This window comes from Aliamphritea ceti (assembly GCF_024347215.1).
In the GTDB taxonomy this organism is placed as follows: Bacteria; Pseudomonadota; Gammaproteobacteria; order Pseudomonadales; family Balneatricaceae; genus Amphritea; species Amphritea ceti.
Map to the genome: position 1 here is coordinate 2,766,709 of NZ_AP025282.1, position 17,087 is coordinate 2,783,795.

19 protein-coding genes and 3 tRNA genes are annotated in these 17,087 nt (G+C 45.8%); 3 read left to right on the forward strand and 19 right to left on the reverse strand.

Going from position 1 to position 17,087, the window contains the following annotated elements:
- Position 1: 1 nt before the first annotated feature.
- The 4 genes from OCU49_RS12575 to OCU49_RS12590 are packed head-to-tail and all read right to left on the reverse strand — an operon-like array spanning position 2 to position 3,060.
- A complete protein-coding gene (locus tag OCU49_RS12575) occupies positions 2-1,990 on the reverse strand; it encodes a hypothetical protein (protein WP_261840922.1) in 1,989 nt (662 codons plus the stop codon).
- A complete protein-coding gene (locus OCU49_RS12580) occupies positions 1,980-2,183 on the reverse strand; it encodes a hypothetical protein (protein WP_261840923.1) in 204 nt (67 codons plus the stop codon). The genes OCU49_RS12575 and OCU49_RS12580 overlap by 11 nt, the downstream gene beginning before the upstream one ends.
- Positions 2,180-2,800, reverse strand: a complete 621-nt coding sequence (locus OCU49_RS12585) for a hypothetical protein (protein WP_261840924.1) — start codon at positions 2,798-2,800, stop codon at positions 2,180-2,182. The genes OCU49_RS12580 and OCU49_RS12585 overlap by 4 nt, the downstream gene beginning before the upstream one ends.
- Positions 2,797-3,060, reverse strand: coding sequence for a hypothetical protein (locus OCU49_RS12590; protein WP_261840925.1), 264 nt, complete (start codon positions 3,058-3,060; stop codon positions 2,797-2,799). The genes OCU49_RS12585 and OCU49_RS12590 overlap by 4 nt, the downstream gene beginning before the upstream one ends.
- A 246-nt stretch (positions 3,061-3,306) precedes the next feature.
- Here OCU49_RS12590 and OCU49_RS12595 point away from each other — a divergent pair, with 246 nt between their 5' ends.
- Positions 3,307-3,624, forward strand: coding sequence for a hypothetical protein (locus tag OCU49_RS12595; RefSeq protein WP_261840926.1), 318 nt, complete (start codon positions 3,307-3,309; stop codon positions 3,622-3,624).
- A gap of 1,156 nt (positions 3,625-4,780) precedes the next feature.
- Here the strand turns inward: OCU49_RS12595 and OCU49_RS12600 are convergent.
- The 5 genes from OCU49_RS12600 to OCU49_RS12620 form a co-directional block, all read right to left on the reverse strand.
- The gene (locus OCU49_RS12600; RefSeq protein ID WP_261840927.1) at positions 4,781-5,143 is read right to left on the reverse strand and encodes a hypothetical protein; all 363 of its coding nucleotides are present in this window, start codon (positions 5,141-5,143) and stop codon (positions 4,781-4,783) included.
- Positions 5,144-5,145: 2 nt separating this feature from the next.
- Positions 5,146-5,526, reverse strand: a complete 381-nt coding sequence (locus OCU49_RS12605; protein WP_261840928.1) for a LuxR C-terminal-related transcriptional regulator — start codon at positions 5,524-5,526, stop codon at positions 5,146-5,148.
- Between the two features lie 5 nt (positions 5,527-5,531).
- The gene (locus OCU49_RS12610; RefSeq protein ID WP_261840929.1) at positions 5,532-5,813 is read right to left on the reverse strand and encodes a response regulator; all 282 of its coding nucleotides are present in this window, start codon (positions 5,811-5,813) and stop codon (positions 5,532-5,534) included.
- Positions 5,814-5,922: 109 nt separating this feature from the next.
- Complete coding sequence (locus tag OCU49_RS12615; RefSeq protein WP_261840930.1) at positions 5,923-6,363, reverse strand: response regulator; 441 nt, start codon at positions 6,361-6,363, stop codon at positions 5,923-5,925.
- A 60-nt stretch (positions 6,364-6,423) separates the two neighbouring features.
- Positions 6,424-7,029 carry a DNA-binding protein gene (locus OCU49_RS12620; protein WP_261840931.1) on the reverse strand — a complete coding sequence of 202 codons (606 nt, stop codon included), beginning with the start codon at positions 7,027-7,029 and terminating at the stop codon, positions 6,424-6,426.
- Between the two features lie 168 nt (positions 7,030-7,197).
- On the opposite strand from OCU49_RS12620, the gene gap reads away from it, so the two are divergent.
- Positions 7,198-8,202, forward strand: a complete 1,005-nt coding sequence (gene gap, locus OCU49_RS12625; protein ID WP_261840932.1) for a type I glyceraldehyde-3-phosphate dehydrogenase — start codon at positions 7,198-7,200, stop codon at positions 8,200-8,202.
- Positions 8,203-8,308: 106 nt separating this feature from the next.
- Here gap and OCU49_RS12630 read toward each other — a convergent pair whose 3' ends face one another.
- The 3 genes from OCU49_RS12630 to thiB form a co-directional block, all read right to left on the reverse strand.
- Entirely contained in the window at positions 8,309-8,908 is a 600-nt protein-coding gene (locus OCU49_RS12630; protein WP_261840933.1) for an ATP-binding cassette domain-containing protein, read from the reverse strand.
- A gap of 8 nt (positions 8,909-8,916) precedes the next feature.
- Complete coding sequence (locus OCU49_RS12635) at positions 8,917-10,482, reverse strand: ABC transporter permease subunit (protein WP_261840934.1); 1,566 nt, start codon at positions 10,480-10,482, stop codon at positions 8,917-8,919.
- Positions 10,483-10,546: 64 nt separating this feature from the next.
- Complete coding sequence (gene thiB / locus OCU49_RS12640; RefSeq protein WP_261840935.1) at positions 10,547-11,551, reverse strand: thiamine ABC transporter substrate binding subunit; 1,005 nt, start codon at positions 11,549-11,551, stop codon at positions 10,547-10,549.
- Between the two features lie 179 nt (positions 11,552-11,730).
- Here thiB and OCU49_RS12645 point away from each other — a divergent pair, with 179 nt between their 5' ends.
- Entirely contained in the window at positions 11,731-12,543 is an 813-nt protein-coding gene (locus OCU49_RS12645) for a phosphotransferase (RefSeq protein WP_261840936.1), read from the forward strand.
- 50 nt (positions 12,544-12,593) lie between these two features.
- Here OCU49_RS12645 and OCU49_RS12650 read toward each other — a convergent pair.
- The 7 genes from OCU49_RS12650 to OCU49_RS12680 form a co-directional block, all read right to left on the reverse strand.
- Positions 12,594-12,667: transfer RNA gene (locus OCU49_RS12650), tRNA-Cys, on the reverse strand.
- Positions 12,668-12,686: 19 nt separating this feature from the next.
- A tRNA-Gly gene (locus OCU49_RS12655) sits at positions 12,687-12,762 on the reverse strand.
- A 59-nt stretch (positions 12,763-12,821) separates the two neighbouring features.
- Positions 12,822-12,897: transfer RNA gene (locus OCU49_RS12660), tRNA-Gly, on the reverse strand.
- 273 nt (positions 12,898-13,170) lie between these two features.
- The gene (locus tag OCU49_RS12665; RefSeq protein WP_261840937.1) at positions 13,171-13,809 is read right to left on the reverse strand and encodes a response regulator transcription factor; all 639 of its coding nucleotides are present in this window, start codon (positions 13,807-13,809) and stop codon (positions 13,171-13,173) included.
- Positions 13,810-14,631: 822 nt separating this feature from the next.
- The gene (locus tag OCU49_RS12670) at positions 14,632-14,820 is read right to left on the reverse strand and encodes a hypothetical protein (RefSeq protein ID WP_261840938.1); all 189 of its coding nucleotides are present in this window, start codon (positions 14,818-14,820) and stop codon (positions 14,632-14,634) included.
- Between the two features lie 747 nt (positions 14,821-15,567).
- Positions 15,568-16,305 (reverse strand): hypothetical protein, encoded by a 738-nt coding sequence (locus tag OCU49_RS12675; RefSeq protein WP_261840939.1) that lies wholly within the window; start codon positions 16,303-16,305, stop codon positions 15,568-15,570.
- A gap of 12 nt (positions 16,306-16,317) precedes the next feature.
- A complete protein-coding gene (locus OCU49_RS12680) occupies positions 16,318-17,082 on the reverse strand; it encodes a hypothetical protein (RefSeq protein ID WP_261840940.1) in 765 nt (254 codons plus the stop codon).
- Between the last annotated feature and the right edge of the window lie 5 nt (positions 17,083-17,087).

The window sequence follows — 17,087 nt, forward strand, 5'->3', positions numbered from 1 at the left end:
CTTACCCTTCAGCATATTGATACCAGTCAAACAGCGTTTGCTGCTGCTCTTCACGTCTTGCCTGTTCACGCTTAAAGCAGGCTTCATACACTTTCAGCGGCAAACCAATAAAACGGCGTGTGGCACGCTCACAGTGCATACGAAATTGAAATTCTGATAGCCAGTTCCCGGTTGGTTTGGGCTTGTTATCGTCCCAAGCGTCACCGCTGGCCTTTGGTGGTAGCCAGCCGTTACCTGACTGCTTATCAGCCGAACGCGCCCACGCTAAGAATTCATCGGCATGCTCTTTCGACTTAATGAGAATCTGAAACTTACTGGCAATAGCTGGCAGGCGATTTAATGCACGGCGAACCTTGCCCAGTGCTGCACCGACCTTATGACGGGCTTTACGGTGTTCTTTCGGTGTGGCATCAAGCTGTTCTTTTAACTGCTTACGCTTTGCGAAGTGATGGCCATACAATGCAGTAAAGTAATCATGCGTATCAGCAATCAGGTGACCCATGATGCCCAGTTCTAGCCGTTCCTCAGCAACCCAGCCCGGCGCACGGCTTAACGCGCTGATACCGTAGCGGTTGCCTTTTACCGGCCCTTGCTCACTGTCACCGGCAGCTTTGCTCAGATACCCGGCAGCTTTGGCCATATAGGCACCGGCACACTCTGAATCTTTGATTTTTTCCAGTGTGGCGAACCCCTGACCCCAGAGGCTTTCGATCCGGTCTGCCCAACTGGCAAAGTGAGAGAATTTAACCCGCCAATCCATCAGGATATGCACATGCGGATTGCGTTGGCCGCGTGTGTTAGTCGGATTTTCTACGACCCAGCAATAACGCACCGGCAAGCGCTTAACCCGCATCTCTTTTTCTGCCATATAGCCTTTTATGTCGATAACCTGACTTGGCTTTTCGGCTACTGACTGGCCTTCCCTTTCAAAACAGGTTACTTCGCCCCACGGGTAACGTTTCTTTGCTACCCAGCCACGTTGACGCATTTTATTGATAGCATCGAAATAGCGGCCAATCTCTTTCTGAATAGACGCATAAGTAACGTCTGTACCTTCATCCCCAGTCGGAGCCGCGTAGTAACGGCCATCAATCAGCATTACCGGTGTGTATGTGGCGTCAGGTGCATCAGCGTTCAGCTTATGGTCATTCCACTGGTTAACACCGCGTACACCGGCAGGCTTGATGCCTTCACGTTTTGCCAGCCCTGCAACCTTAACGCCAGCGGTTATAACTTCCTGCTTGAATTTATCAGTGTTCAATTCTACGAACGGCCCGGACGCCTTACGAATATCAACCCGGCAGCGGCCTGCATCATCGAAAGTCAGTGTTTGAAAGGTGCGGTATCCGCCGTGCTTCAGGTGCATATACTGGCAAGAGTCAGCAATCTTTGATGCGCCGGACAAACTGAGAGTATTTGTGATTCTGTCGCCTTCCTGCTCTGGTGGCAGTTGATTGCACATTTCAACCTGAGTGCGTATGCGGCATTCACCAGACCACTCACGGTGGCTAATCACTGTGAAAGCACGTTTTTCACTGGCTTCAGCTTCACGAACTACCGGTTTCAGTTCGCCGGAAGTCAATAAGCTGGCAAGATCGAAGCTGGTGCCTCGTTCCCGGAACACATCGCCGTAATTTTCCGGAAAAACGTCCTGTTTCTTGCTGATAACATCGCCAACACCCAGCATTTTCGCCAGTTTCAGGTTGTCGATGGCTTTGGCTTGTTGTTCTTCGAACTCTGCGCGTTTGGCTGCTGAATCCGGGCTTTTAGAGCCTGTCGGACATTTGGCCGCCTTGACTAGCCTATTGCGATCCGCTTCGCTGATCGCTGGCCCACGCCCACCGATTGGCAGCCCGTCTGCGTAGTATTGTGGCAGCGGCGATTCGAGATAATCGGCTTTTTCGATGGTAGTAAATTTGCCTGTCTGTTTTGCAAGCAAAGAAAAACCCGCGCTAGGCGGGGTATGTGAATTGGTTGAATCAAGAGGCATGTTGATCACCTCCCAGATACTCACCTGACTGGTCAATTATGCGCAGGTCGCACGGATCACACTCGAAGCACTGCGGTACCCACTCTATGGAATCAGGCAGCTTAGGCCCAAAAAGAAACATTGGAATACCTTGCTTTCTAACATGACGAGCTTTGAAGCGCTTCATTTCCTGCTGACAGTTGGGGCAATTCATAGAGAACCACCATTAAATTCGAATACAGCTTTTGCAAAACCTTCAGGAGTAGCGCTACGTAAATTTGCGCGCTCCGGCCCTGGTGGCATGAGGTGCATTTTGCTGCCTTCTACCGGCTCAACGGCTTTAAACTCAGGCATGACAAAACCACCACCAACCCACAGGCATGTTTTTTTAGTGTAAGCATCACCACCATTCGGAAGATAGCCACCAAAATCACAAGGGTTAAACGTAAAGTCAGGCTTACGCCAGTAGCTTGAAATTGTAGAAACTGGATTTTCCAGAAAGTACGGAGCTTTAACCAACTCCGCGATTTCCCGACACCGCTCAACCAGTGATAGTGCAGAAATGAGGGCTTTTAACCCTTTATCTTTGAACCAGCGCGCACCGGATACAGCTAAATCAGTACATGGAGGAAAGGCAGCAACAAAAGCAACATCAGACGCAGGCGGTTGCCAATTTTGTATATCAGCCCCCACATACACGATATTCCCCACACGTTTCTCACCTGGCGCATGCTGAACATCAACGCAATAACATAAATATCCGGCTTTTGCCCAGGGCTCAGCCATCTTTCCCGTTTTATCGCATAAACTGATCATCACTTGCTGACTCATGCGGACACCTCCGCCAGTAACTGATACTTGGCGTTGAAAACGTCTTTAGGACAACGATACCGATCTCCAGAAGACTGAAAAATCACGTAGTCACCAGCTACAGCATCATCACCCTGCCCAACGGTTTCACTCCAAATTTCTGCACCACCATCAAGATATAAAATCTTACCGCCATAGCTAACGCCCTTCGGGTTAACCTCAATGGTTTGAATTTGAAACGCGACTACCTGAACCTGCTTTTGAACGTATATAAAACCCATAGCTATTCTCCCGTTGCTATCTCCCGTTCCGTTGATGTGGGGGTGGTATGCCTACCAACCCCCTGCAACGAGAGATGCTGCTCTGTGAATTTGGCTGACCCTCTCAGTGGGGAACTTTGACGCGAGGGCCAGCCGACGAGGAGATACTACACACTACTCTAGTTAGTAATCAATAGCCTAGTCTGTATGGCATTCTCATATTGCCACTACTACTATGCAATACAGTATTTACTAGTGGGGACTACGATGAATTACAGTATGAAGCTATTGACAAAGCTGAAGGCCATGAATGACGGGTGTTCTGACTATAGAGCCGCCCAAATATTAGAAATATCTCAACAATCCATTTCCAAGGTAAAAAACAACGGAACAAGCCTAAGTGATGAAACGCTAACCCGTTTAGCCAATTTAGTAGGGGAAAACCCTGTTATCGTGGTTGCTGAGAACGCATTAGAGATGAATTACTTTCCCAATATGAGACAGTTCTGGGAGGAAGTTTTAGCCAACGCAAAAGAGCTTGAAAGCCGCGCCAGTGCTGAAGAAAGCGAGGAGCGGGCCGCATGAAAAGCGGCCCATATTTTATGCGAATAAATATACATTATGCGAAGCCTTATAATAACAATAATGTACTCTTAATAATTGGCTAGTACCAACCAACTTATTCAATAAGATCAACGATGGTCATAGATTATTAAGTCTCTAAGCCGCTTAATCACTTAGTCTCATACTTTTTTAGATTATGATTGCCACGAACATCCGAGCCTAAAACTTGCACTTTCCTGATTTGGATTTATGCGTGATGCCTTCGATGAATTACAAAACCATTTATCACAATCAATGACTAACAGTTACATATAAACATTTCACTGCTAAACGTTAATTATGTTATTTTCAAATCACACTCTACGCGCACAGAACCATACTCACCCCACGAAAACATAATTAGAGCGACTCTCCGTACGATAATTTAGATGGGGATTCAGGCTGGTTTTGATAATGAATATTGCTAACAGCCATGCCGGTTCAACGTATAACTGACTATTTACGCAAAGGTATTTCGACCCGCTCCAGCCTGGCCAATCACTGGGATTTGATGCTGAGCATTCCAACATCTCTTATCAAGATGAAAAACGCTGCATCATGTTGATCTGTAAAATTAGAGATAATACCGCGACTTCTTAGCTAGCTTGGAGATAAAGCTTCAGTAATCGACAACGAATAAATGAATTGAAAAACAGGCTATCGCACCGCGCAAATTTCGTGTGTACATCAATGAAGGACTAAAGAAACTATTCGCACTTAAGTCGCTGAATAAAACAAAAAAGCATAATCATTATGCCCAAGCCTTTATTGCTGATACCAATACCTTATGACCTTTTTTAACAAAACCAGTTACTTACTCAGAGAGTACAGCCATCGACTATTTCTGGGTTATCTAACTCCAACATTGTCAGCCCTTTTTAAGCGCCCTATTTATCTATAAATTACCATTTCACAGCGTTACTAAAATTACCATATGTACACCGTGCTCTACGTGCACGGAGCCACATTCCCCCCGCAAAACATTAATTAGCGCAACTCTCCGCACGATGTTTTAAGCGCCTACTTGCATGTTTTTATCCAATCTTAAACCTATCTGATACAGCCAGATTCTCTACAGCCAACTTTCATTCAGGCACAAAAAAACCCGGATTCACCGGGCTTCTTTTAGATTTAATAATTACACCATTTGAATCGGTGTCGGTGCCTGTTCGTAACTGCATACCTGATACATTGAAACATTTACCAGCTCACCGGTTTTATAAGACTGAACAACCAGTGTTTGAGCCCCGCTTACTGAATCTACTTTGTTTAGCACCTGATACGGCACTGCTTTGCAGAGCTTACGTTCGCCATCCAGGTAATGGTCGGCATCTATATAGATATCATCGCCAACCTGAATTTCTCGCCACATAAAGTCTGCCTCAACAATAAGGTCTGACTGATCCTGTCGGATTGGATTCATACTGGCCTCGCTTTCGCTGGGTTTTATTGGCGTCACTATGCCATTAAGCATAGCTGAAGCTCGCATTTTTAGTGCCATATTTATGCCTGAACAATATTGTGCCGAATCGCCATATGTACCAATTCAGAATTATTACTAATTTTTAATTTCCGTAAAATATTCGCCCGGTGCGCATGTACTGTTTTAGGACTGAGAAACATTTTCTCAGCAATATGTGCAACCGGCTGTCCCTCTGCCAGGCAAGAGAATATCTGAAACTCGCGCTTAGTCAGCAGTCCAAAAGGCGTACCTTCTTCACCGCTGCCAGGCGAAAGCTGTTCTTTTATACTCTCGGCAAAATACGTTTTTCCACTGGCGACTTCACAAACAGCTTTTAGTAATTCATCTGGTGCGCAGCGCTTGGTTAAATAACCACTGGCACCGGCCTGAACTACATGGGCCGGAAATGGCTCACTTTCCATAACCGTTAAAACAAAACTTTGGCTTTAGGGTCTTTAGCACGGATTTTTCGAATAGCTTCTAATCCACCATACGCCTGCATACCTTCACGTTCGGTATTATCCTGCGGCATGGAAAGATCCATAATTATTACGCCGGGGTTGGTCTCGAAGTATTTTTCAACAGCTTCCTGACCACTGCTCGCCTCGGCGATAATGTCTATGCGGCTATCATTATCAAGCAGTCGCTGAAAACCTGCCCGTACTACAGGGTGATCGTCAACTAATAGAACTCTGATCAATTCACTCATAATATTTACAACGGGTTACGCTCGATATGTATTGATGTTACTGAGAATATTCAAGTTAAACTACTGGAGAGTACCTATTTTGAAACCTATTCTTTAAAAAGAATTATTCTCATTTAATGATTGCGTCTGCACCCCGGTATACACCGAAAGTCTCAACATCTAACGCAACAGCTGGGGATACATCTTCCGGATCAACCTGTACAGGCATTGCGACCAATTCATCGCTATAACCAACAAGCTGTACACCTTCTTTTTTACAGTGAAGTAAAACTTTTTCCAGCGCCCGGACAACTGCAGCTTGCCGTGTACTTAGCTGGCAATCTGTTGGTCGGTCTTCTTCAGGGGTTTTGCTGGTTACTTGTCTGACGGCAAAGCCCTGCTCATCGACTAATTGCACTGTCACGCCGGCTTGCTTTTCTTTAACCAAAACTTCTTTAGCTAAAGTAAAAATTGTTTCTTCCGTACAGCACACAGCTGCATTCACATCAACTTCTCGAATGGCTTCCAGGACATCCTCATACGTGGCGTTTTTTTCCAGATATATATCCATAGTATTCCAAGTCACACAGTTTGATGTTCATAGCCACTTATTGCTTACCGCATTAAATGACTATTTATTCAGACTCAGGATAAGTGAATGCAGGCGCTGCACTTCCTGTTCTTTGGCAGATTTATCAGCTTCAAGTGACTGAATCCGCAAATCCTGCTGAATAATTTGCTGCTGAGCGTTTTGATGTGCTTCGCGCAAATTCACAATTTCGCCTTCAAGTCTTTGATTATGCTGCGAGAGACTTAATTTTTCATTAGTTAATTGAATTACTTTCTGCTCGCTTTGGGTATCGGTCACAGAATAGCCAACAGCTTTTTGTGTAATCAATGCTGTTTCCTGGGCTTTAAGCGCCGTCATTTTATCTGCATATTCCAATTCCAGCGCTTGCCGTTTAGCTGAATTTTCAGCTGCAGAATGGGCCAGCGCCTGCTCCCAAATCTGGTTAGCCATATTAAAAATTTGCTCCGGAATATCCGGGCGCTGACGCTGCATTTGTAGCCGCTCACCCAAACTTTGCCACCAGGCATTCAGGGCTTTATTGATGGTTGTCAGGCTGCCGGTTCCAAGCAAATCCCGAACTGATTGCTGCGTAGGCCGCTGACCAAGCGCAAGCAATTCATCTGCGGCAATGAAGACTTTCTGATAAGTAGAATCGTGTTCGCTCATGATATTATTAATACACAATACATATTGAATGATATGTATCATATCAGTGTTAGTGATAACTAACTAGCGCTGGAGTGTCGACAATCTCGATATTCTTTAAAAAATTGCTTTTAATTCATGAGGTTTGTACATATTCTGAAATCACCTGCCTGAAAAAGGAGAAGCACTATGACCACACGCGTCGCAATTAATGGTTTTGGTCGCATCGGTAGAAACATTTTGCGTGCTTTATATGAGTCCGGACGTCAGCACGAAATCAGGGTAGTAGCCATCAATGACCTTGGTGATCCCGCCAGTAATATTCACCTCTGCCAGTACGACAGCGTGCACGGTAGATTCAACACAGATATACAGTTAGATAGTGATCAAATGCTGATTGGTGATGAGCGTATTGCCATGCTCAGCGAAGCCGATCCACATGCTCTGCCCTGGTCGGAATTAAATATAGATATCGTCTTTGAATGTACCGGCCGATTCACTTCTAAAGAAAGCGCTCAGGTTCACTTAGATCAGGGCGCTAAACGGGTTTTAGTATCAGCCCCCTGCAGCGATTCAGACGCTACGATTGTTTATGGCGTGAATCACAACACTCTTAATGCCAATGACAGGATCATCTCTAACGCTTCCTGCACAACGAACTGCCTGGCACCTATGGCCAAGATACTTAATGACGCTATTGGTATTCGCCAAGGCGTTATGACGACTATTCACGCCTACACCAATGATCAACACCTGTCCGACACTGCCGGAGGCGACCTTTACCGCGCACGCGCAGCTGCACTATCGATGATTCCCACTAAAACCGGTGCTGCACAGGCTGTTGGCCTGGTATTGCCAGAAATGAACGGCAAGCTAACAGGCATGGCTGTTCGGGTGCCGACAGCCAACGTTTCTCTGGTTGATTTGAGCTTTATTCCTGAACAGGATACTAATGTAGACGAGATCAACCAGCTAATGCAGGCAGCAGCGCTGGATCAGTATCATCAGATACTGCACTACAACGAACTACCGCTCGTATCCGTCGATTTTAATCACCATCCGGCTTCCTGCATCTTTGACTCAACGCAGACCCTACACGCTGACGGCCTGGTGAAAGTATTTGCCTGGTATGACAATGAATGGGGATTCTCAAACCGTATGCTGGACACCTGCCAGGCAATTGCCGCGCTATAACCAAAACCTCAGCAAAATCAGGACAAAAAAAACGGGCAGTTATTAACTGCCCGTTTTTTTTACGATAACGCTATTATTCAAACACTTCTTTCAATTTAACAAGCACTTAGCCGGTTATGATGATGTTTCGTTGAGACAACCTGACAACATCTTCATCCTGATGCGTGACCAGCAGCAGAGTCTTACCCGCCTGCTCTACTTTATCCTGAACCCAGTCAGCAGCCAGCTCCCTGGTTTTAGCATCTAACTCAGCAAAGGGCTCATCCAGCAACACAATCGGCTCAGGACGCAGCAGAGAGCGCAATAAGGCCACGCGCTGACGCTGACCTCCTGATAACTGCGCCGGCATCTTATGCAACAGCTCAGACACTCCTAAATGCTCTGCCTCAGCATGAATAACCTCAGAGGATACTGCTTGCAATGTCAGCGTTAAGTTCTTAATAACGCTGAGGTGCTCAAACAAATTATGCTCCTGAAACAACATCGCGACCGGTCGCTGATCTGCAGCTAACTGCAGCAATGACTCGCCATTAAAGCTGACAGAACCAGACTCAGCATTCACAAAACCAGCCAGACACAGTAGCAATGTGGTTTTACCTACACCACTTACACCTTGCAGCGTTACGCGTTCGCCGACTTCAATATTCATGTCATAACTTAGCAATTTATCATCACGAAGTATCTTAAGAGACTCAATCTTCAACATATTGATTTTTATATCTTATCAGTGGCTTTTTGAAGTGGTTTCTGCACCACAAACAGCTTCATTAATCCGGCACATACCAGTAACAAAACCAGAGACGCCATTGCCGCCTCACTCATCCGGTATGTACCTGCGTAGCTATAAATTAGCCAGGGCAATGTAATTAAATCCTGATGCCCGAATATAGCGAATATCGCGACATCACCAATTGCCAGTAACAAACCTAACGCAAACGCATTAATCAGTACTTGCCGTAGATATGGTATTTCTATACGCAACCGAAGCAATGGCGAAAACTTAAGATTGCGCACCAACTGATCGTACTGCATATCATACTGAAGCAAACGCGGCCTGAGCTGCTGCACAACGAAAGGAACTACAGCTAACGTGTTTAGCAATGCAACCAACAACAGCCCGTATTCATCAAGATCTACTTCAGGCAGCAACAGCACATACAAACCTACACTGGTAACCATCGCTGGTGCGATTAGCGTATGTGTGGCCAACCATTCCATAAGCCACTGACGACGCCGCATACCGCGGTATCTCGCTTCACGGATTGGCAGTAGCAGTAAATATCCAATCACCACTGCCATGCACGCAGCAATGACGCCCAATCCAACTGACATCATTAGCGGCTGCAATAAAGCCAGATAATCAAAACTCATCAAATCATTACGTGCCGCCTGAAACACCAGCGACACCAGGGGCAGTAACATAAACAGCCAAACAAGCAGATACAGGCACATATAAACACCCTTCGTCCACTTACCTGGTGACGGGCGCCACTGACTTTGCGGCAAATCAACACTCAGCCAGCCACCGCTGCCATTTCGATATAACACCAGAAACAACAGCCCTGCTATACCTAACTGAGTCCAGGCAAAGCTAAGTGCTTCCGGGATATTAAAGTCATACTTCAGCGCCTGATAAATGGCCACTTCCAATGTCGTCGCCTGCGGCCCACCACCCAGCGCCAGCACAACAGCAAAACTGTTAAAGCAAAGAATAAAAACGAAGCCGAGCAACATAATAAGAACCGGCCGCAGCACCGGCCATTCAATATGCAGGAATCGCTGCCAGCCGGTTAACTTCAGCTGTAACGCAAGCCGCCATGCTGGATCAGGTATATTATTATATTGCTGACGTAACATTCTGATAGCAAATGGCATATTCAGATAAATATGCGCCAGCAAAATGCCATGTAAACCATAAAGGTTCCAGTCATCCGGCAATACAGGCAGCAGCCAGCCCGAGCGCCCGAACAGCACAACCAACCCGGTAATTAACACCAACGTTGGCATTACAAACGCCAACAAACATAACTGCAAGAAAGACTGCTGACCGCGCAACACCGGTAGAAAATACAGACCTCGAGCAACCGGCCAGGCAAGAACAACAGACAACACCGAGCTGAGCACTGCCTGCTTTATTGAGAACGACAGCACACCCCAAAAATAACTATCACTGAAAATACTGAGATCTGCGCCCTGGCCTGAAAAACCAATCAGGCCCTGAAAAGCCAGTACTGACACAGCAATATTGCCGGTCAGTACTAATAGCGCGATCACCAGCATATGCAGAACTGCGTCGCTGGCGAAGAAAATATATCTAACATCTTATATGTGTTTGGCACTCAGCTTACTTCGCTGCAGCACTGCGCCATTCGCGAATCCAAGACTTGCGCTTTTCAGCCACTTCTTCAGAACTAAAACCTATTCGGTCTACATCAGCCAAACGACTGAAAATTTCTGGTAGCTCAGTACCTTGCGCAACTGGCAGCATCCAGTTAGTTACCGGCAAAATCTGCTGCGCTTCTGGCGACACCATAAACTGTACAAATTGCTGCGCCAGCTCAGGCTGCTTGCTGGTATTCAATACCGCTGCAACCTCTACCTGAGCAACATGACCTTCACTAAATGGCGCTGCTTTGTAGTTAGTTTTTTCTTCTACAACAACATGATACGCCGGTGAAGTCGTGTAACTTAAGACGTAGTCCGCACCGCCTTCCAGGAACATGCTGTAAGCTTCCCACCAACCTTTGGTGACAGTAACAGTATGCTCACTTAGCTGCTTCCAGGCCGCTTCGGAATCATCACCGTAAACGGATTCAACCCACATCATCAGACCCTGACCAGGCGTACTGGTACGCGGATCCTGATAGATCACACTGGCATCACTGTCGATCAGTTCACGAAGCGACTTAGCAGGTTCAGCTATCTTGCTGGAATCATAAATAAACGCGAAGTAACCCATATCGAAAGGTACAAACTGCTTATCCTGCCAATTCAGTTCAGTACGCAATGCTGGCAGCTTTACTTTATGATCAGCAATCAGGCCAGTTGCACGGGTTTCTTCGATCAATGCATCATCAAGACCGACAATCACATCTGCTTTGTTCTTTTTACCTTCAACGCGCAAACGATTGAGAATACTTACACCATCATCAACCGCAATGAAATTCACATCGCAGTTACATTGCGCTTCAAACGCTGCTTCAAGCTTAGGGCCCGGGCCCCACTCTGAAACGAAGGAATCATAGGTATAGACATTTAATGGTTCAGCCTGAGCAGCCGTTGCCGAATACGTTACACCTAAAGACAGTGATACAGCAGATGCCATCAGCGCTGACTTAAACTTAGCCATGTTTGATTCCTCAAAATTCATTTCATTAACCGGCCGCCATATTACTCTAAAGTGACAGCTGACCCAAGCAGTTACCAATCACTCATAAGCCTATGATTTTCCCGGGCTGCTTTACCCATTTTATTACCGCAAGTACACTGCCTCATCAACAAACATCAAACCATTAAGCGAAGACCTTCTTGCAACTTCCTGACGAACAGCACACAAACTTTCAACACGCATGTAGCTTTACTGGCATAGATAGCTGGCAACCTCTGAGCCACCAGGGCAGTAGCAACTACCTGTTCAGAGCGAAGCACTCACAGCAACTATTGCGCATTAACGCATCCCCTGAACGTGCTGTTGGTGTGTGCCGCTCCAGAGAAACCAGCATAATGCAGCTTTTGCAGCGTCATACCTGGATGGTAGAAGTGATAGAGAACCAGCCTGATAATGGCTGGTGCTACTTAAAGGACTACGGCGACCAACCTGAAGCAGCTATTGAGAAAGCCGCTAAGCACCAGCTTTTAGAAATTATTACCGAGCTACAAAAGATCCCGGTTACCGCAACCGATCTTAACTTTGAGTTCGGCGCGATCTGGTCAACCTATGAGCAAATAGTTAGTGATAATCAGGACAACCCTCTAAAACAGCAGGCCTGCATTGCATTAAGCAATGAGCTGAATGAAACAAAGCGACTGCAACAGCAACTTCCCACCACACCTAAAGTACTCGGCCATCAGGACCTTCATCTCGGTAACCTGACACTGGACGGCACACAGCTAATATTGCTTGACTGGGAATACGCAGGCATCTGCCAGCCCTGGCTGGATGCGGCAGGGCTTATCAGCAAGTTTAGTTACACCCCTGCAGAGGTAAATCAGCTGCCGGCATTTCAGCACCTGAATTCACAGAGCTTTGCTACAGCAATAGATATTGCACAGAGATTTAATAATCAGCTTGAAGTGCTATGGCTACAGGCACGGGAAATCTCAGATACAGGCAAACAATAACAAGCAAAGTTCTATTAATGAGTATGAGAACAGACAGATAAGAAGAGAAATGGAGGCGCGAGTCGGAATCGAACCGGCGTTAACGGAGTTGCAGTCCGCTGCATGACCACTCTGCCATCGCGCCTTTGAAATCTTTATGGGATTGGAGCGGAATATCGGGCTCGAACCGACGACCTGAACCTTGGCAAGGTTCCGCTCTACCAACTGAGCTAATTCCGCAAAGACCCTGACCAGGAATGATCAGTTTTCATCAAAGATTATCACCCACTTACAAGAAGTGGAGCGGAATATCGGGCTCGAACCGACGACCTGAACCTTGGCAAGGTTCCGCTCTACCAACTGAGCTAATTCCGCATAAATCAATTAGTTACAGCCAGCTCTTACTAAGCTTTGGTATCGCTCAATACTGCCCGTGACTTGATGCGCAGTATATTAGGTAAATCGACCCACCATTTCAACCGATATTTTGAGTTTTTGACCTGGCAACTAAGTAAAAGACAGATACTGAGCTTCATGAAAGGCCCGCCACAGATCAGCACTCGCCTATTTAGCCCCTTCAATAACAAACGACTTAACAGTTAAAGCCGTTGAATCTACCCCAACACTGTTGCTCAGCTTTATAATCTATTACAGAATCCCCATCTGCTTTGCCTCAGCAGCACAACTGGTACGGTTATCAACATCAAAAGTATTCATTAACTTTGATACGTGCGACTTAACCGTGCTTTCTGTAATACCCAGCGAAGCACTTATAGCAGAATTAGAGTAACCATTTGCCAGCAGCACCAAAACCTCTTTCTGACGGTCGCTTAACTTTGCATCAATCACCTCATATTCAGGTAATTCAGAATTACGGTATCTATAAAGCGACTCACTCACTGAATCAGGTAAATACGGCTTATCCCGTGCGATCTCCTGCAAACAGCTACTCAGATGCTGCTTAGCTGTGCGCTTAAGCAAATACGCGACCACGCCCGACTCCAGCATCAGATGCACCTGCTCAGGGTTCGCCAGTTCGGCCATTACAACAACAGGCGCATGCGAAGCGAACTCACTTAGCACTGCGGCTAAATCAGAATCTCGCACGCCCTCTAAATCCGGATCAGCAACAATAAGATCAAAGCCCGTATCAGCCTGCAGTATCGCCATAGCCTGAATAACATTAGACGCACAGCGCACTGTCGCTTCTTCAAATAAACTTGATAACGACAACCTCAGACCATCCACAAAGAACGAGGAATCATCGACAATCAAAATCTTATCCATGATGAACTTAACACCCTTACCCGCAAGAAAATGACTTAACAGACATGAGGTATCTGAACTGATACAAAATTCGATAATTACCTCACCCTGCTAACAGCACGCTCAGCTCACCAGGTAAGATTCAGAATCAAATCAGGCACTCAAGCATTCCTAGAGTATTTCAGGAAAAACTTAAGAAACTCTTAAGACATCTTCCAAAGAAGAAGAAAGAAGAAAGAAGAAAGAAGAAATATGCCAACCAAATACCACGACCACCCAACCAAAGAGGACTTTTTTAACAACACTTGCAAGGACCGTAAACTTTTGCCACAATCAAGTCATCTTCTGCTACTTAAGCCCTCGGACTTACCCAGCAGAAGTACTCAGGCAGCTGCCTTTAACCTGGTTAAAGACAGCTGCCGACCTTCCCTTCTTCTTGAATACCCCACATCACATCTTTCAATCTCAATTCCTGAACAGATATAACTGCTACATCCTCTGCATACTTAATACAACACCTGTGCAATAGTCATAAACATTCAGATAGATACTTTCCAAGCACTATCACACAGCCGTGCTTTGCCCTAAAAGCACCAAGCAATAAAGTGATTTCGATTAAAGCAATCAAGCCGATAAGGTGCCGGGAGCTAGGAACCAAGGTAAATCGAGAAGAAATTCAGCGGTCATAAGTCACCAGCAATAATGGCGGCTTACAACCGGAATAGGGAGATCAGAAGAAAATCTAGGATAAGGCTATTTTATGCGCCTGAATTTATACACGAAGCAACAATTGTATCGGCAACTTAGAGTCTGTCTAAAAGCTAATACTACCCTGCTCAGCTATTAAGCCTCATCTTCGCCAGCACGACGCTCTGCCGCCTTCAGCTTTTTAGCATCAACTCTGGCCGTTTTTTCTGCACGCTTCTGATTTTTGCGCTCATTTTTTTCAGCTAAAATCTTAATTGCTTCTGGCTTAGTCATCTCAGGATGCTTAGCAAGTAACTCTTCAACCTTTCCATCATTCTTGGACATTGGTAAACCTCTATATTTGAAAGCACGGATGCTACTGGTATTTGCCTGCTAACAGAACTGAATAATAGACACATTGCACTGCAATGAATAACGCTTATTACCCACCTATCAGATCATGAGGCAACTAGAACACCTTATAATCAGGCATATTACGTCTTTTCAGACCAAGATATTTCAGGCAACAAAAAACCCCGAAAGCCTAAGCCTGCGAGGTTTAAAGTTCACCATGTCAATGGTGCCCGGAGCCGGACTTGAACCGGCACGCTGTTTCCAGCGGGAGATTTTAAGTCTCTCCAAACATGGCGAATTATCAATGACTTGAATGTCATTTTCCTAATATATCACCATGACTCTATGCAGCTTGGCCGCCACTCTACCTACTGTATATTAGGAACACAAGATAGAATTAAAAAACTGGGATAGCACTGATTAATTAAGCAGCTTATTTATAAAACGAAAGCTATAGTGTTTCAGCGCTTTGACGCTTCGCTTCCTCGCATTATGAGTCTGACCCGGAAACCAGTTAATACTCATTAATACATCTAACACTTTGTTTTAATGTGATTTTAGCAAACGACCATGATCAAATTTTTAAATATTACCCGGAATATTACCCGGTTTGATTTTACTTGATTTATGGGGCATCTGTTTAAGGTGAGGATAGTACCACATAGACTTATATTTGCGACCCATAGCTATTGCTATCCTGCCTACAATGTAGCAAAGAAATTTAAACTAAATTACTAACTACCCATGTCGCAGAGCTTCGAACTCAGTTTCGGCTGTTGCTTGCAATACACCCAGTAATGGCTGTACAGCGGTGATATCAGTAACCTGATTTAATTGATTTACTGCGTTTGATTCCAAACCGTCAATAACTCCTTCCGCTTCAGCGTATGCTTCTGCTTTTTGACATTGAAGTTCAGCTAATTCTTCTGGAGTCTCGTTTTTATTTCGCCGGGTAGCTTCTGCCGTTAAAATTTTAATATCTGCAGCAGTCCCGCCACCGGCAACCACACGCTCAGCACGTCGGGCTTTATCAGCCCAGCCAGCTGTTGTGTAATGATCCGCGTAACCGGCTATGTTTTGGCGGCAACCTGTGGCGAAGGCTTGTACCATTTTAATAGCTTTGCTTTTTGAATCTGCCAGCTCAGCAGTTCTATCAACTTTCCAGCTATTGCTCTGCCATAAAGAAAACGCGAGGGGCTCGATAATTGTTACCCCGTCAGTTAGCGGGCCTAGCTCGGTAATTGTGATCGGCTCCTTTGTATCTGTTCGCCAAGCAGTACCGCGATAATCATCTACTGCCAACCATTCTGTATCGTCAGCATTTCGAATAGCTATTTGATTGGCCTTTAGTTCAGGTAGTGGTTCGGCGGTTGCAAAAGCCTGAGGAAAGAACTCACCCTTCTTAACTGGGTTCGATATCGCTGGTGCTGAGTGCGTAAACTCACGAGTACTGGGGTTAAAGTGATTCAAATTCATCCTGTACAATCCTTATTTATAATAGAAGGCTAGAGGCCAGGCTATACTTTTAGACCGAGTTTCTGCCTCGCCTTCATATTTAGCATATGGCGCGGGCGTACTCCCTGATACGGAATGTTCAACATATGTAACATCCGTTTGCACACCATCTCTGACGCCTGCCATCCCTTCCGATTGGTTGCTGGTAAGAGGTACCGTGGTCGCATTCGATGTTGCACCGAAATTCCCGGCACTTAAAAGAGAAATCACATGACTTTTAATTGCATCCTCTTGATAACTACCAGCAACGCGGCCTGCATCAATACCTGCACCGTTATCCCAAATACGTAACACTAACGCCCGCGGGTCAGGTGCTCGAAAGGTTGTAGAGCCATCACCAGCCGACCAAAAGCCATGGCGGCCAGCTAAATACTCAGCGTCTGAAATAATATCAATATTCCTGCCAGACTCATTCAGAGATGCCCATAATTCAGGGTAATCAGCTCTAAGCATTGTTTGACGGGCAAAAAACAGCGCGTTTACAGGAGGCGTTTCGCCAAGATGAAAGAACGGCTCACCAAACGCCTTACCCGGAGCCAGTTTTTTTATGGCGTCAAGAAGCTGGTTCAGATTCTCTGAATCAGGCGTTAAACCAGCCGCCGCAATAACAGCCATGATTTCACGTTGAGGTCCCTCAATGGCTTTGGCAGGGACAACCGATCCCGGCGTTCCTGTTGAAGCGTCACCATCAACATAAGGCGCATTTTCAGCGCCCCCTATTGGTTGAACGTATTCCATTAATC

Bases quoted from the DNA above. Each gene is read 5' to 3' on its own strand.
- OCU49_RS12585 (WP_261840924.1), bottom strand. From the start codon at position 2,800: ATGAGTCAGCAAGTGATGATCAGTTTATGCGATAAAACGGGAAAGATG.
- OCU49_RS12595 (WP_261840926.1), top strand. From the start codon at position 3,307: ATGAATTACAGTATGAAGCTATTGACAAAGCTGAAGGCCATGAATGAC.
- OCU49_RS12600 (WP_261840927.1), bottom strand. From the start codon at position 5,143: ATGGCACTAAAAATGCGAGCTTCAGCTATGCTTAATGGCATAGTGACG.
- OCU49_RS12580 (WP_261840923.1), bottom strand. From the start codon at position 2,183: ATGAATTGCCCCAACTGTCAGCAGGAAATGAAGCGCTTCAAAGCTCGT.
- OCU49_RS12675 (WP_261840939.1), bottom strand. From the start codon at position 16,305: ATGAATTTGAATCACTTTAACCCCAGTACTCGTGAGTTTACGCACTCA.
- OCU49_RS12630 (WP_261840933.1), bottom strand. From the start codon at position 8,908: ATGTTGAAGATTGAGTCTCTTAAGATACTTCGTGATGATAAATTGCTA.
- OCU49_RS12575 (WP_261840922.1), bottom strand. From the start codon at position 1,990: ATGCCTCTTGATTCAACCAATTCACATACCCCGCCTAGCGCGGGTTTT.
- gap (WP_261840932.1), top strand. From the start codon at position 7,198: ATGACCACACGCGTCGCAATTAATGGTTTTGGTCGCATCGGTAGAAAC.
- OCU49_RS12670 (WP_261840938.1), bottom strand. From the start codon at position 14,820: ATGTCCAAGAATGATGGAAAGGTTGAAGAGTTACTTGCTAAGCATCCT.
- OCU49_RS12635 (WP_261840934.1), bottom strand. From the start codon at position 10,482: ATGCTGGTGATCGCGCTATTAGTACTGACCGGCAATATTGCTGTGTCA.
- OCU49_RS12620 (WP_261840931.1), bottom strand. From the start codon at position 7,029: ATGAGCGAACACGATTCTACTTATCAGAAAGTCTTCATTGCCGCAGAT.
- OCU49_RS12615 (WP_261840930.1), bottom strand. From the start codon at position 6,363: ATGGATATATATCTGGAAAAAAACGCCACGTATGAGGATGTCCTGGAA.
- OCU49_RS12605 (WP_261840928.1), bottom strand. From the start codon at position 5,526: ATGGAAAGTGAGCCATTTCCGGCCCATGTAGTTCAGGCCGGTGCCAGT.
- OCU49_RS12665 (WP_261840937.1), bottom strand. From the start codon at position 13,809: ATGGATAAGATTTTGATTGTCGATGATTCCTCGTTCTTTGTGGATGGT.
- OCU49_RS12610 (WP_261840929.1), bottom strand. From the start codon at position 5,813: ATGAGTGAATTGATCAGAGTTCTATTAGTTGACGATCACCCTGTAGTA.
- OCU49_RS12680 (WP_261840940.1), bottom strand. From the start codon at position 17,082: ATGGAATACGTTCAACCAATAGGGGGCGCTGAAAATGCGCCTTATGTT.
- thiB (WP_261840935.1), bottom strand. From the start codon at position 11,551: ATGGCTAAGTTTAAGTCAGCGCTGATGGCATCTGCTGTATCACTGTCT.
- OCU49_RS12590 (WP_261840925.1), bottom strand. From the start codon at position 3,060: ATGGGTTTTATATACGTTCAAAAGCAGGTTCAGGTAGTCGCGTTTCAA.